The sequence below is a fragment of the Bacteroidota bacterium genome, from assembly GCA_030706745.1.
GTDB lineage: Bacteria > Bacteroidota > Ignavibacteria > Palsa-1295 > Palsa-1295 > PALSA-1295.
In genome coordinates this window covers 20,830-33,921 of the sequence record JAUZNX010000003.1, presented here as the reverse complement: position 1 = coordinate 33,921, position 13,092 = coordinate 20,830, and the positions used below count along the sequence as shown (strand labels likewise).

Sequence of the window (13,092 nt, the reverse complement as noted above, 5' to 3'; positions counted from 1 at the left end):
ACTCTTTTTTTATTCGATAAAAGGAATTCGCTTCGATCGTTGTTAGTACAACCATGAACCGGCTCGGAGTTTTCGGTGGCACGTTCGATCCCCCGCATCTCGCGCATCTCATTGCAGGTGAGATTGCGGTCGAGACCTGCCAGCTGGATAAGCTGCTCTTTATTCCTGCTTTCATTCCTCCTCACAAAACCGGACAGGCAATCACAGAGGCCCGACACCGGCTGGCAATGATCAGGATGGCAACCGAAGATAATCCAAGCTTTGAGGTCTCTGCCATGGAAATAGAACGAGAAGGGCCCTCTTACACGATTGATACACTTCAGGCGCTACGCCAGCACTATCAACCAAAGGCACTTTATCTCTTGATTGGCAGGGACCAACTTGAGATTTTTGGCTCATGGTATCGGGCGGATGAAATCTTGAGACTGTGCAAGGTGGTTGTATTCGATCGCCCAGCCTCTACACGCCAGCCCATTGAGGCTGAACTCGAGATTCTGGTCGAGAATCTCACTATTCCTCAACTCCAGATCTCTTCGACCGAGATCCGCCGGCGTGTTCGTGATGGTCAGTCTATTCGTTACCAGGTACCCGAGTCCGTTCGGGCGTACATTCGTGAACACGATCTATACTTGTAGACAATGATCACGACATTGAAAGGGCGCTCCTCAACGCTTGCACACATCGTGCTGCTCGTGGCCGGCGCGTCAATGATCTTTCCGCTGGTGTGGATGATTTTGTTATCGCTTTCGGATAATCCCGCTGGCAATGCGACATTCAGGGAGTTGCTGCATGGAATATTCACATTCTCGAATTATTCCGATGCGCTTCAGTCCGATCAGTTCGGGATCTATTTCATCAATTCCCTGATCGTGGCGCTGATTGTGGCCACTGGTAGCTGCATTTTTTGTACTATGGTGGCTTATGCCCTTGCTCGCCGAAGCTTTTACCTCAAGGGACTGCTGTTCGCGAGCGTGCTGGGGGTTCTTATGGTACCTCCGCATGTCGTGATGATCCCGCTGTACCGCGAAGTGGTGACTTTTGGCTGGATTAACACATATTTTGCCTTGACTTTGCCATTCATCGTCACTCCATTTGGTATCTTCCTGATGCGGCAATACATCGAGAGCCTCCCCAAAGAACTGGAGGAAGCTGCAAGAATCGATGGAGCCAAAACCTTCGCAATTCTCCGCGGCATCATCTTCCCGCTCGCGACACCGATGCTGGTGGTGCTTTTTATCTATCAGTTTCTGACCAGTTGGAATTCATTCCTCTTTCCTTTTCTCTTCGTCAATAAAGCCTCCATGCGGACATTACCAGTAGGTCTAGCCTTCTATCAGGGAAAACAGTCCATAGACTGGGGTCACCTGATGGCAGGAGCCGGAATGAGCGCGATCCCGGTCCTGATTCTCTTCGCGGTTTTCCAGAGAAAAATCATTGCGGGCTTCACAGCAGGCGCGATAAAAGGTTAGTTGCCAAGAGCGTCCTCTTAATGGTACGCTTCTTGAACTTCTTCACGCAAAATATTGCCGTATTGAAGCGGAAGGAGAAAATTATGCTTTGGACGATAATCGCGATCCTGCTGGTACTCTGGGTTCTGGGAATCGCCATGCACATTGCCGGAGGACTTATCCATCTATTGGTAGTGCTGGCGATAATATTGCTGTTGGTACGACTCATCACCGGCCGACGTGCGGTTTAAACGGGCTGAGGCAACTTCACACTATTTTAGCGACAACGCGTATGCTTTGGTTTATTTTGGTACTTATTATTGTTGCGTGGCTTCTTGGGTATACGGTTTTCAATATCGGCGCCCTTATTCATATCCTGTTTGTCATCGCGATCATTGTGGTGCTGGTTCGCATCATTCAAGGCCGGCGTCCGATTTGATCGGCCCATATGGGCAATCCCCGGTAAGGTCACAAATGAGTGCCCCTATTGCTTTTCGCAATAAGGTTGTCTATTTTTGTGTTACGAACTTAAGCTGGAATCGTTTGATCCGGCTTTGGCTTCGGCACTCATTCGTGACTATCGAATAACTTAAGAAATCGGGAAGAATCTTGCACAATCCGGCGTTTGCGTTTCCTCTGACGGACCTCGGACCATATCTCGCGCTGGCTCGTACTCGCATGAATCGTACCATGCGTTCGACCGCCCCGCAAGCGCTTGCAACTGCTGCGCCTCGAGACCCAAGTTCGGACATAGAAGGGTATCAATTAATACCTGTTACCTTTTACTGCTTCGGGGTTCCTCTAAATAGCATGAGACCTTCGCGTGCGTGAATATCGAGAACGTGAATCTGGGAGACGGCCGATGATAAGTGGGGCAAGGAACGGACATACAATGAATGGAAGTCACACAGGAACTCCCCTGAATGGCTTTGCGCGGAATGGCCATGCCAATGGTCATTCGCCAAAGAAGCGTCCGCGCATCCTCTTTTTATCCCATCGCTTTCCATTTCCTTTGATCGGTGGCGATCGGATCAAAGCGTACCACCTTGTTCGTCATCTGTCCACCGAGGCCCAGGTCGATCTCATCGCACTGGATGAGGCGCATGCGGCGACGCCGGAGACCGCGAATGCGCTTGACGCTTTTGCCAACGTTCGAATTGTCCCGTTCGATCATGCACGCGCATTACGCCGAGTTGTTACTCACGTGATCTCTACCACGCCAATCGAGTTTACCTATTACAACGACCGCGCGATGCAGCAGGCTGTTGATGAGGCACTCGCCGCAAACGAGTATGACTTAATTGTTTGCTTCTTTCTTCGCACGGCCCACTTCGTTCGCAATCACACGCGGACACCGAAATTGCTGGTGGCTGAAGATGCTCGTGTGATCCTCGAGGAACGCGCATCGCAGCGATTCTCTCTCTGGCGTAGTCCGTCCGATCATGCGCAGTACTTAATTCGAAAAATGGATGCAATTCGCTTGCGCTCGTATGAGCCGCGGGCGATGGCGAAAGGATTCGCACGCATTACGTTTGTCTCCAAAGCCGACGAACATCGGATTCTCATGGCAGATCCGACGCTGCCGACGGGAATCGTATCGAACGGCATTTCGCTGGCCGACAATGATTTTTATGATGGTCCACGCGAGGACTCCCTGATTTTTTTCGGCCATTTGGGTACATACCATAACATTTTGATGGCACGGCGGCTGCTCAAATCGGTCTATCCCATGATCCGGCAAGGCTCCCCCTCGACCAAACTGGCGGTCGTTGGAAAATCACCCGATCCTCAAATCGTGAAACTTGTGCAGCATACTTCCGGAGCTACGCTGTTTCCAGATGTCAAGGACATGCGACCATATTTGCGGCGAGCGAAGGTGCTCGTTCACTCGCAAACTGTCGGAGCCGGCATTCAAAATAAACTGCTCGAAGCGATGGCGCTTGGGACTCCGATTGTCACGACACCCGTTGGGGCTTCCGGAATCGAAGGCCTGGAGGATGGCGTCCATGCTCTCATTCGCTCGACCGATCAAGAGTTGGCAGATGCTACACTGATGCTTCTGCGCGATCCGGCTCGCGCCAGCGAGCTTGCGCGGAATGCTCGCGCGCTCGTGGAAACGCGATATACCTGGGAGCATATGTTCCGTGCATTGGACCAGACGATCCGTGAAATCGTGCCGGGCTTGCTACCGGATCCAGTGACGACTGTCCAAACGGCGCCTGAATTAGTTGAGACTTGAGAATGGAAGCAACTGCCCAAACGATCAGATTTTTTCGTGAGCCGCTTGCGCGAAATTCATCGCGCGCGACGAAATCTGACGTTTCACAGTTTGGGGTCCCGATGCGATCACGCCCCCCTGCCGTCGGACGAACCCTGCTATTTCTGGCCGATCTCTTTGTGCTCAATGCCACATACCACTTGGCGCTGGGCCTTCGGTTTGGGACGTTTATGCCACTTATGGGCGCTCCGCACAATGCCGCAGCTTGGTCGGTCTATCGCGAGCTCGAATATTTTCTCATTGGCCTCTGGATGATCATTGGCGTTTGGCAACGCCTCTACACGCCTCGCTCGGTCGCGACAAAGCATGCGGCCCTAACGAGCCTTCAAGACGTTCGGGCGATTGGCCGCGCCGGTCTTTTGCTGGGCGCGGGACTTCTGATTGTCATTACCGCTCGCGGCGGTTACATTTACTACTCCAGACTTTTTCTCGGCTACTTTCTGGTTGCGGCCCCGGTCGTATTGATGGCGTTTCGTATCATCCTGCAATCGGCCGGCAAAACCGTGCAGAGTCAGCGGGCTCCGAGAAAGAACTTGCTCATTATTGGTGCGGGCAATGCCGGAGAACAATTCTATCGTACGGTAACCGATGATCCACAGTATGGGTATCATGTTGTCGGATTCCTCGATGACAATGGAATTCAGAGCGGAGTTCGCTCAATGATCCTAGGCCGTGTACTTGACATCGATCGGATTGCAGCCCGCGAGACAATTGATGAAGTCATGATCGCGCTGCCGACCGCGACAGAAGAAACGATCTCGCATCTCATCCATGAGTGCGAGAACCGATGCATTCGTGTTTCCTTGCTTCGGCCGGAGGCTGGTGCCGTGGACCGATCATTCGATACCAATACCTACGATCAGATCGGAGCTTTTTCGATTGTGCGTACTCGCGAAGCGCCGCTAGACATTTGGACTAAACGATTGGCCAAACGATCGTTCGACATCCTATTCAGTTTGGCAGTAATTCTGTTTGTGTTTCCACTGGTTTACCTCGCAAGCGGGATTGCGATCAAACTCACGTCGCGGGGACCGGTGCTCTTCAAGCAAGCTCGAACCGGTTTCGGTGGCAAGACCTTCATGTGCTACAAGTTTCGGACAATGCGCTCGAATGGTACCGCCGACATACTACAGGCAAAGGATGATGATCCCCGCCGAACCAGTGTTGGCCGCTTTCTTCGCATGACGAGTCTGGATGAACTCCCGCAATTTTGGAACGTCCTTCGCGGCGACATGTCGGTTGTTGGCCCTCGTCCCCACATGCTGAAGCATACAGAAGACTATCGGAATATTATTTCGCAGTACATGGTCCGGCATTTCGTGAAGCCTGGTTTGACCGGTTGGGCCCAGGTCAATGGATGGCGCGGAGCCACGGAGACTCCAGAGGCTATGCAACACCGAATCGAGCATGACCTCTACTATATTGAAAATTGGTCGTTCCTGTTGGACCTTGCTATTGTTGGCCGCACGATCATCCATGTGATTGCCGGCGATAAGAATGCGTATTGATTCTCATGCATCTGGGCACGATGCCAAACGACGTGCAATTTTCTTCGACCGTGACGGAGTGATCAATACTCGGATCCTCGGCGGTTACGTCCGCCATCCGCTCGAGTTGGACCTCTCACCGGAAATTGCGTCCGTTCTGCAAGCGGTTAAGAACAAAGGGTATCTCGCCATCATCATAACCAACCAGCGCGGTGTCGGGCTTGGGCTGATGACGGAAGGCGCACTCCATTCCGTTCATGACGATCTTCAGTCCCGACTGCTTCAGCAAACTGGCGTCAAATTCGATGATATCCTCTATGCCACGAGTGCCAATTCAACGGATCCTCGCCGCAAGCCATCGCCAGCAATGCTTCTCGAAGCGGCGCAAACATGGAATATCGATCTCGAAAACAGTTGGATGATCGGCGATTCCATGAGTGACATTGAAGCCGGTCAGCGCGCCGGGACCAAGACCGCGTATCTCGTAACCGTTCACTCTGAAGAAATTCCCAAGGCCACGAAAGTGATTCACACACTCGAAGAGATTCTGAAATTTTTATAGCAGAATGCCAGGTTTAGAACCGATTGTTGTTCTGTAGCCGTTGTATATGAACGACTCATCTCACTTTAGAACAGCCTCGACTTGATGGATTCACCGGCCGCGCCACTCCGAACACGCGCCGCCCTCCTGCTTTTACTTTTGCTGGCCCCTGCTACGGGGCTCGCACAGCACGCCAATCTTTCGGCCAACCCATCGGCGGCAGATCGCTCCCTAATCTTCTTGCCCCTATCCGAAGAGCAATCGGAGCAATCTCTTGACTTATTTCGCACGGGATTGACGGGCGAAGCGGCGCAACGTCTTTTCGACATAGAACTCGATCAACGCGAAGAATATGGACGCGCTGAAGAACGACTAACGCTCGATCTGTTTCGATCTCTCGGAGCTTACCTGCATGGCTCGAACATGGAAGCGCAAGCCCTTGCAGCCGGAGCAGTTTCCAGTGCCACGGTAGCCAGCCCGACACAGAGCAGAGCGGCTCTGTTAAGTGCTCTGGAGTCTTATGCCCACAGGCCTCTTCGGCGGCCCGATATCGCTGCAGGACTCAATCAACTGAATGGCATTACGGATTATGCCTCCTCCGCCGCGGACATCACGACCGAAGTGGAGTTCTGGCGCGCCGAAGGACTCCGCGCCCTGGGAGAGTTTGCTCAATCCGAAAATGCTTATAGAAGAGCAATCACTGCTTCGAGCGATTCACGGATGATCGGATTCTCGAGCTTTCGGCTTGCCGAGTTACAGGAACGACAAGGTAATGCGACAGGAGCCGACTCCAATTTTGCCTTGGCAGCGAACATTCGACAAAGTCCGATTCTCTTGCTGGCTCTATTACGGCAGGCTGCGGAGCAACGACGAAGCGGTCATCTCCTCACTGCGCTTACCACACTCGATCAGGCCGACTCACTTTATACCGTGACCGAGCACCGCTCCCCATCGTTCAATCGTGATCTTGGGTATGTGTCGCCACTGATTCAAGAAATGATGCTGATCCGAACGCCCCACGACCGAATGCTCGGTTCGACACGGCTTCCGGAGGGCTCTGGTGCATATGCCACGCAATTGGCTTCGAATTACTACCGCAGTGAAGTGGCTCTCGTGCGCGGAAGCACGCTTTCCGGGCTAGCCCGATACGACGACGCGACTCAGGTCCTTCGTGATGCCGAATTATCGATCGATTCGATGTCACAGTTCCAACGAAGCAGCGAGGAAGCGAAGTTCGTTGCCAATGCGATTCGCTTCGAGCGGGCATGGTCGCTCTTCGAGCGCGCAAAGTATAAGGAGGCAGCAAGTGCCTTTCTAGAACTCGCAGTGATCGACACAAGCACCTCCGGCCAGAGTATGCTTCGCGGGGCGACCTCCACCTTGCGAGAACGCGGCGAATTCTTCGATCCGTTCTTGAACGATTCTGTATCGCTGAGCCGCGCCGCGACGCTTTCCACCAGCGCTCTCGGTGGTACAACGCTCGATACCGCATCGTTCTTTTACAATGATTTTCCGGAGCGCGCCCGCTATTATGCCGGAGTCGCGCTGGCACGGGCCGGAATGAGCAGTGAAGCCTCCGATGTACTCGAGAAGCTTGCGCTCAACAAGACGATGCTTTATAGCGATCTTGCCGCATATCAACTTGCTCTCATTCGATTCGGAGAACACAGTTACGAGGCGGCAAAGCTGCTCGAGCCGGTCACGAGCGAGCAAACGGTGAGGGGCGCCTATGCTTCGCTGTTGCTCGGCGAGCTATCCTATCGACGAGGCATGTATGAGCGCGCGGATGCCTACTTCCTGAATGCTTATGCAAACATTCCTCAAGATGATACAGCAGCCCGTGCTGCAGCGCATCTCGAGCGAGGGCTCTCGCTGATCCCGCTTGGCGCGTGGCACGATGCCGCGGACGAGCTCCACACCTACCTCCGGCTCACTAACGAACGGGTAGCCGGACGGACCGATGAAGCCCTCTTCTGGCTCGGCAAGGCATACCTGCGCGATGGCCAGTATGATTCTGCACTTACAACATATTCCCGGCTCTTGGCTGACTTCCCTAACAGCGCTCGCAAGGTCGATGCCCAATATGGATACGCGTGGAGCCTCTTCGAAGCGAATGACTATGCCCACGCAGCGACCGCCTTCCAGAGCGTCATTGCTCTCGATTCCATTAGCCGGTTTTCTTACGATGTTCTCGCCAGAGCCGGCGATTCCTATTATGCTCTTGGCAACTTCGCGGACGCAAACCGGCTCTACAATCTCGCTGTCGATCGCCCCGCCTTCAATGATTTTCGCACGACGCGGGCGCTACTCATGCTCGGTGTGACTCGATACCGCATGGACAGTGCACGAAGTGCAATGAATATTTTTGCCTATTTAGCAACCCGTTATCCCAGAAGCGACATTATCGACGAAGCCCACTTTGACCGAGCCCTGGCGGCATACTCCATCAACCAGACTGCCGAGGCCGAGCGTGATGTGCAGGTCATTCTTGCTCAGTACCATCAATCGGCGCTTGCGCCACGCGCTCTGTATGTTGCTGGCGAAGAGCGAAGCCGCCATGAGGATCTTCGAAGTGCCATCACTTACTATCAGGACTTGTTGCGCGATTACCCTCGCTCGCGGGAGGCTGGCGACGCACTGATCGCTCTCCAGAATGCGCTTTTGACCCTCAAACGCCCCGGCGAAGCAATTGCCGTCGCCGATACATTCATGGCCCGCAATCCGGAAACGCCACTCGGTCCGGAACTCATGCTCCGTTCTGGCGAGATCAGTCTGCGTGTCGGCGAGGCCGCACACTCCACACAGTTATTAGAATCCTTCATCAGCAAGTATCCAATGCACAGTCTTCGACCGCGCGCAGACTTACTACTTGCCCGAGCGTCCCTGCTCGGCAAGGACACTGCGCGGGCGCTTTCGCAACTGGCAACAATTATCGCACAATACGACTCACTCGGCATTGCTTCCGAAGCGTATCTGGATCGCGCCCGAATTGAACGGAAAGAGAATTTGCTCGCTCAGGCGGCAACGGATTATCAAGCAGCATTTGCCGACCGATATTATTCGAACGATGCCGCACCGCAGGCCATGGTTGAATATGCGGAGATGCTGACTGACCAGAAGAAGCCAGATTCTGCAATCGCAGTCTTCCGCAACCTATCATATCGCTACCCGATCGAAGCATCTGTCTCGGCTCGAGCTGCGATTCGGGCCGGTGAACTTCTCGCAGCAAAGGGAACAGTGACTGAAGCCCGTATGGAATTCACACGCGTTACGACCGCCCATCCAAAGGATGTTTGGGGTGGTGCGGCGGCAGTCCGCATCGGAGAGAGTTATCTGACTTTGAATGATTACAGGTCGGCCGTCACTGCCCTGCAGTCTGCAAAGAAGGACTTTCCACTTTCGTACGAATCGGAAGCACGGAGACTTTTGGCTCTCGGAGAATCAGAATTGGCCCTGGGACGGAAGTCAGCAGCCGCTGAACCGTTGCGGCAATTGCTCCGAACTCCAGGTGCTAGTAGCCGGCAGCGCGCCTCCGCCGAATCGCTGCTGAAACAGATCGCGCCGGCAAAGATAGCGAAAAACGCAAAGAAAGGAAAAGCTCGATGAAGTTACTCATCTTCCTTTTGCTTCTGCTGCCAGCGGCAGTGCTGGCGCAAACCGGCTCCGTCGATTCTACGCTTCGGAGTGCAAGCATTAGTCGACCGCTTCCTCCATCCATGCTGCAGGAACTTCGCCGTTCGCAAAAGGGACGGACGCTGATCTATCGCGATACGGTCCATGCCTCCGATCTGGAACATGCTCATGCGAATGATACGACCGAACGAGCCTTCTCGGATTCGGCATTCGCACTCGTGGACACTGCGGTATCGCTTTCGCATAAGGAGTGGCTCGATTCGGAACTCGTCGAAATCCCGGAACTGGCGCGATTTGGAAATCGCGTTCACTTTAACTACCCGGCCGCGATCATGACTGAAAGCGAAATGACGCAGGTACCATTCGACTCAACGATTCTTGAACGAATGAACCCGGTGACGCGAGAGGTGCTCCCCTTCTTCGATCAGTCACCCATTCCGATGTCGATGCCCATGCCCGAACCCTTTGAAGCATTTCTTGAAGTGGGCGGAGGTAATATCGACCAGCCAGCAATTTATGGATTTATCAAACAAGCATTCGACGAGCGAATGTCTTATGACGCGAGCGGCGATTTTGTCGAGCGTCCCTCGCTTCCGCTGCATACTTTTTTGAGTCTGGACGGCGCGTTTCACGCTTCGCTTGGCACCGACCCGGCACTTCTTACGCGACATGCTTCGGAGCTCGATGCGACTCTGGGAATTGAGAACCGCGCTCTGACCTTAATCAGCGACTCGCTCGGTTCGAGATCGATGAATCACGATATGGCGCTGCTGAAGGCGGGTATAACACTCCACGGGGAGGCAACCGAACTCTTGCAGTACCAACTGCATCTTGCAGACTGCGAGTGGAGTGAAGACTTGACAGAAAACCCTTCGGAATCATCACAATACTTCGCGCTTGGCCTCGGCTCCACGATTGCCAGCGCATTCCAGGTCCGCGCTGGCCTCGCCTATTCACGGGCCTCGCTCAATACTGACGGTCTTGTGGAATCGGAAGACGGCTCTGTGCTATTCGGCACCAAAACAAATAGTGAGTTTGCATGGGATGCCGGAATCAAGCTACTTTCCGGAACGGGGGGTGGCACACCGCTTTCCCCTGTTGCCCATCTCCGGATTGCCCTGAATCCGCGTTGGGAGTTTGGTGGGAGTTTCGATCCACAGGCGCAGCTTTCGAGCATGGCGACCCTTACGGCTATCGATCCCTTTTACGCTCAGTCAAGTGGTCGAGGCGCTGTCATAGACAAACTGAATCTGGCTGCATTTATGAACTACGCCATTTCAGCCGATGATGTGCTTCGGCTCGAAGCTCGCGTGATCACACGCGACCACGAACCCGTCTTCATGGCGTTCCGGCTGCGAGATTCGTCTATTCTGGTGACCGCACGACAAGCCTCAACACGGCGTGAGGAGTTTGGGGCTTCGGGCAACTTCCTCTTGTTTGACCGTGACATACTGACGGCCTCGCTTAAGTTGACATCCGCAACCGATCTCGATAGCGATATTGCCATGCCATTCGAACCAATCCTAAAGTTCGAGGCGACCTATCGGTTCAATTCTCTATGGGAGACGTTCAAGCCGTCGCTCCGGTTTCACTCGATTACGCTCCCCGACCGGACTCTCGGCATGATTGATTTTGAATTGCGGGCACAACTTACACCTGCGCTCGCAGGAATACTTCAGATCGAAAATATTCTGAACGGAGCCAGCGATTTCTGGCCAGGGTATATCGAATCGCCGCGTTCGGTAACGGTGAATGCGCGTTACGCTTTTTAGGCGGTCCGCATCGCCTCGATGAACTGCGAGAAGAGATAGTCGCTCTCATGCGGTCCCGGTGAGGCTTCAGGATGATATTGTACGGCGAAGAGAGGTAGCTTCGTATGCCGGAAGCCTTCGACGGTCTGATCGTTGAGATTGAGATGCGTTAGTTCGCAGTCGTTCGGCATTGTCTTCCAATCGACAGCAAAACCATGATTTTGCGATGTGATTTCAATCTTGTCCGACAGCAGATTCTTGACTGGGTGGTTGGCGCCTCGATGCCCGAACTTCAGCTTGTAGGTATTGCCACCCAGCGCGAGCGATAGCAGTTGATGTCCAAGGCAGATCCCAAAGATCGGCTGCTCCTCCCGTTTGATAAGATGCTTGAGCATCGCAATGGTATCCTTCACGGCATCGGGATCGCCGGGGCCGTTCGAGAGAAAAATCCCATCGGGTTTCTGTTCCATGATCTCTTCGAGCGTTGTAGTCGAAGGCATGACTGTCAGCCGCGCACCGTGGGCAGAAAGCTTGCGAAGAATATTCTGCTTAATTCCATAATCGAGCACAACCACATGAGGCATTGGGGAATGACGAACTGACTCTGTCCCCTGATTCGTAATTCGAAATTCGTCATTCGTAATTTCCGGAAAATCATAGGTTTGTTTCGTCGTAACGCCTTTGGTAAGATCGAGTCCAGCCATATTGGGACTTAGCCGCGCGATTTCCACCAACTCCGCGTCAGATAGTGCTTCGATGGAAAGGACGCTCCGCATAGCACCCTCGCTGCGAAGTAGCCGGACAAGCCGCCGCGTATCGACCTGCTCAATAGCCAGCACACCCGTCTTACGAAGAAAATCACCAAGACTCTCTTCGGCCCTCCAGTTGGAGTAGCGTTCCGATGCTTCACGCACGACAAATCCGCTGACGAACGGATGGCTGCTTTCCAGATCTTCGTGCGTTGCGCCGTAGTTACCCATGAGCGGATTGGTCATGGTGACGATTTGTCCTGCATAGGATGGATCAGTCAGGATTTCCTGATAACCAGTAATGCTGGTCGTGAATACGGCCTCGCCAATGGTACGCTTTACATCCAGTGCACCAAATGCCAGCCCCTGAAAGACAGCACCGTTTTCCAAAACAAGACGCGCAGGCATCCGGCTGCTTGCCGGAGATTTTCCATTCAGGCTTTGTGTCTCTTTGTCGCTCATGTCTGGTTTACTGCTTCCTCTTGGTAGAATGGTAGAACATCTGCAAAGACAAATCCGTCGCGTTCGACATGCTCACCGGCTCGAAAATCAATTGCGCGTCCGAACATTGGGCCATCGAATGCAAAGGTGTGGAATTCCCCATATTCACCACATGGGTCGATCCCCTCGGGCAATTCCTGAATGAAAGCGCGGTCCCACGGTCGTCCTGCGAACTTGGCATCTAACTTCTTTGGATTGACCGTCACGACCTGCGAGCGCAAACCACCGGAGATCATCTCTTCGGCCAGTTGTGCTGTTGGGCTATCCCAAAGAGGGAAAACCGGATTCAGACCCCTGCCGGCCATCTGCTTTTCCCGGTAGTCACGGATGTCGCGTAAGAACAGATCGCCGAAGGCCATCGTGTCAAACCCATCGTAGATCAGCTTTTCTGTCGCCGATTTCATACGTCCTTCATATGCTTCATTCGAGCATGGCCACGGCAGATCGACCACCATGAGCGGCACTCCGACCGATTCAGCCTGCGCTTCGAGCAACTCCCGACGCACACCGTGCATCGCCACGCGATCGAACGCCTGGTTCACAGTCGTCAGCAACATGCTGACCTCGACGCACTGCTGGCGCAACACATGGAGTGCCCAAGCACTGTCCTTCCCACTGCTCCAGGATAATGCTGTCTTCAACAATCACCCCCGAATCGCGATCGATGCTCCCTTGCCTTGAAATGCCGGGGGAGCATTGTTGAC

The 13,092-nt window shown here is 53.7% G+C and carries 11 protein-coding genes; 9 read left to right on the top strand and 2 right to left on the bottom strand.

Annotation, left to right across the window (positions count from 1 at the left end; genetic code table 11):
- Nucleotides 1-53: 53 nt before the first annotated feature.
- The 9 genes from nadD to Q8902_04855 all read left to right on the top strand — a co-directional run bounded on the left by nadD (nucleotide 54) and on the right by Q8902_04855 (nucleotide 11,159).
- On the top strand, nucleotides 54-635 hold the full coding sequence (nadD, locus tag Q8902_04895; protein MDP4198892.1) for a nicotinate-nucleotide adenylyltransferase: 582 nt from the start codon (nucleotides 54-56) through the stop codon (nucleotides 633-635).
- A 3-nt stretch (nucleotides 636-638) separates the two neighbouring features.
- Nucleotides 639-1,469 carry a carbohydrate ABC transporter permease gene (locus tag Q8902_04890; GenBank protein ID MDP4198891.1) on the top strand — a complete coding sequence of 277 codons (831 nt, stop codon included), beginning with the start codon at nucleotides 639-641 and terminating at the stop codon, nucleotides 1,467-1,469.
- Between the two features lie 83 nt (nucleotides 1,470-1,552).
- Entirely contained in the window at nucleotides 1,553-1,699 is a 147-nt protein-coding gene (locus Q8902_04885; GenBank protein ID MDP4198890.1) for a lmo0937 family membrane protein, read from the top strand.
- A 41-nt stretch (nucleotides 1,700-1,740) separates the two neighbouring features.
- On the top strand, nucleotides 1,741-1,887 hold the full coding sequence (locus tag Q8902_04880) for a lmo0937 family membrane protein (GenBank protein ID MDP4198889.1): 147 nt from the start codon (nucleotides 1,741-1,743) through the stop codon (nucleotides 1,885-1,887).
- A 453-nt stretch (nucleotides 1,888-2,340) separates the two neighbouring features.
- Nucleotides 2,341-3,687 carry a glycosyltransferase gene (locus Q8902_04875; protein ID MDP4198888.1) on the top strand — a complete coding sequence of 449 codons (1,347 nt, stop codon included), beginning with the start codon at nucleotides 2,341-2,343 and terminating at the stop codon, nucleotides 3,685-3,687.
- A gap of 101 nt (nucleotides 3,688-3,788) precedes the next feature.
- Nucleotides 3,789-5,234, top strand: coding sequence for an undecaprenyl-phosphate glucose phosphotransferase (locus tag Q8902_04870; protein ID MDP4198887.1), 1,446 nt, complete (start codon nucleotides 3,789-3,791; stop codon nucleotides 5,232-5,234).
- Entirely contained in the window at nucleotides 5,224-5,775 is a 552-nt protein-coding gene (locus tag Q8902_04865) for an HAD-IIIA family hydrolase (protein ID MDP4198886.1), read from the top strand. Before Q8902_04870 ends, Q8902_04865 begins: the two co-directional genes overlap by 11 nt.
- An 84-nt stretch (nucleotides 5,776-5,859) precedes the next feature.
- The gene (locus Q8902_04860) at nucleotides 5,860-9,360 is read left to right on the top strand and encodes a tetratricopeptide repeat protein (protein MDP4198885.1); all 3,501 of its coding nucleotides are present in this window, start codon (nucleotides 5,860-5,862) and stop codon (nucleotides 9,358-9,360) included.
- Complete coding sequence (locus tag Q8902_04855; protein ID MDP4198884.1) at nucleotides 9,357-11,159, top strand: hypothetical protein; 1,803 nt, start codon at nucleotides 9,357-9,359, stop codon at nucleotides 11,157-11,159. The genes Q8902_04860 and Q8902_04855 overlap by 4 nt, the downstream gene beginning before the upstream one ends.
- On the opposite strand, the gene carA is transcribed toward Q8902_04855, so the two are convergent.
- Complete coding sequence (gene carA, locus Q8902_04850) at nucleotides 11,156-12,349, bottom strand: glutamine-hydrolyzing carbamoyl-phosphate synthase small subunit (GenBank protein ID MDP4198883.1); 1,194 nt, start codon at nucleotides 12,347-12,349, stop codon at nucleotides 11,156-11,158. The two genes, Q8902_04855 and carA, sit on opposite strands and share 4 nt — an antisense overlap.
- Nucleotides 12,346-13,029, bottom strand: coding sequence for an ATP-binding protein (locus tag Q8902_04845; protein ID MDP4198882.1), 684 nt, complete (start codon nucleotides 13,027-13,029; stop codon nucleotides 12,346-12,348). Before Q8902_04845 ends, carA begins: the two co-directional genes overlap by 4 nt.
- Nucleotides 13,030-13,092: the final 63 nt, after the last annotated feature.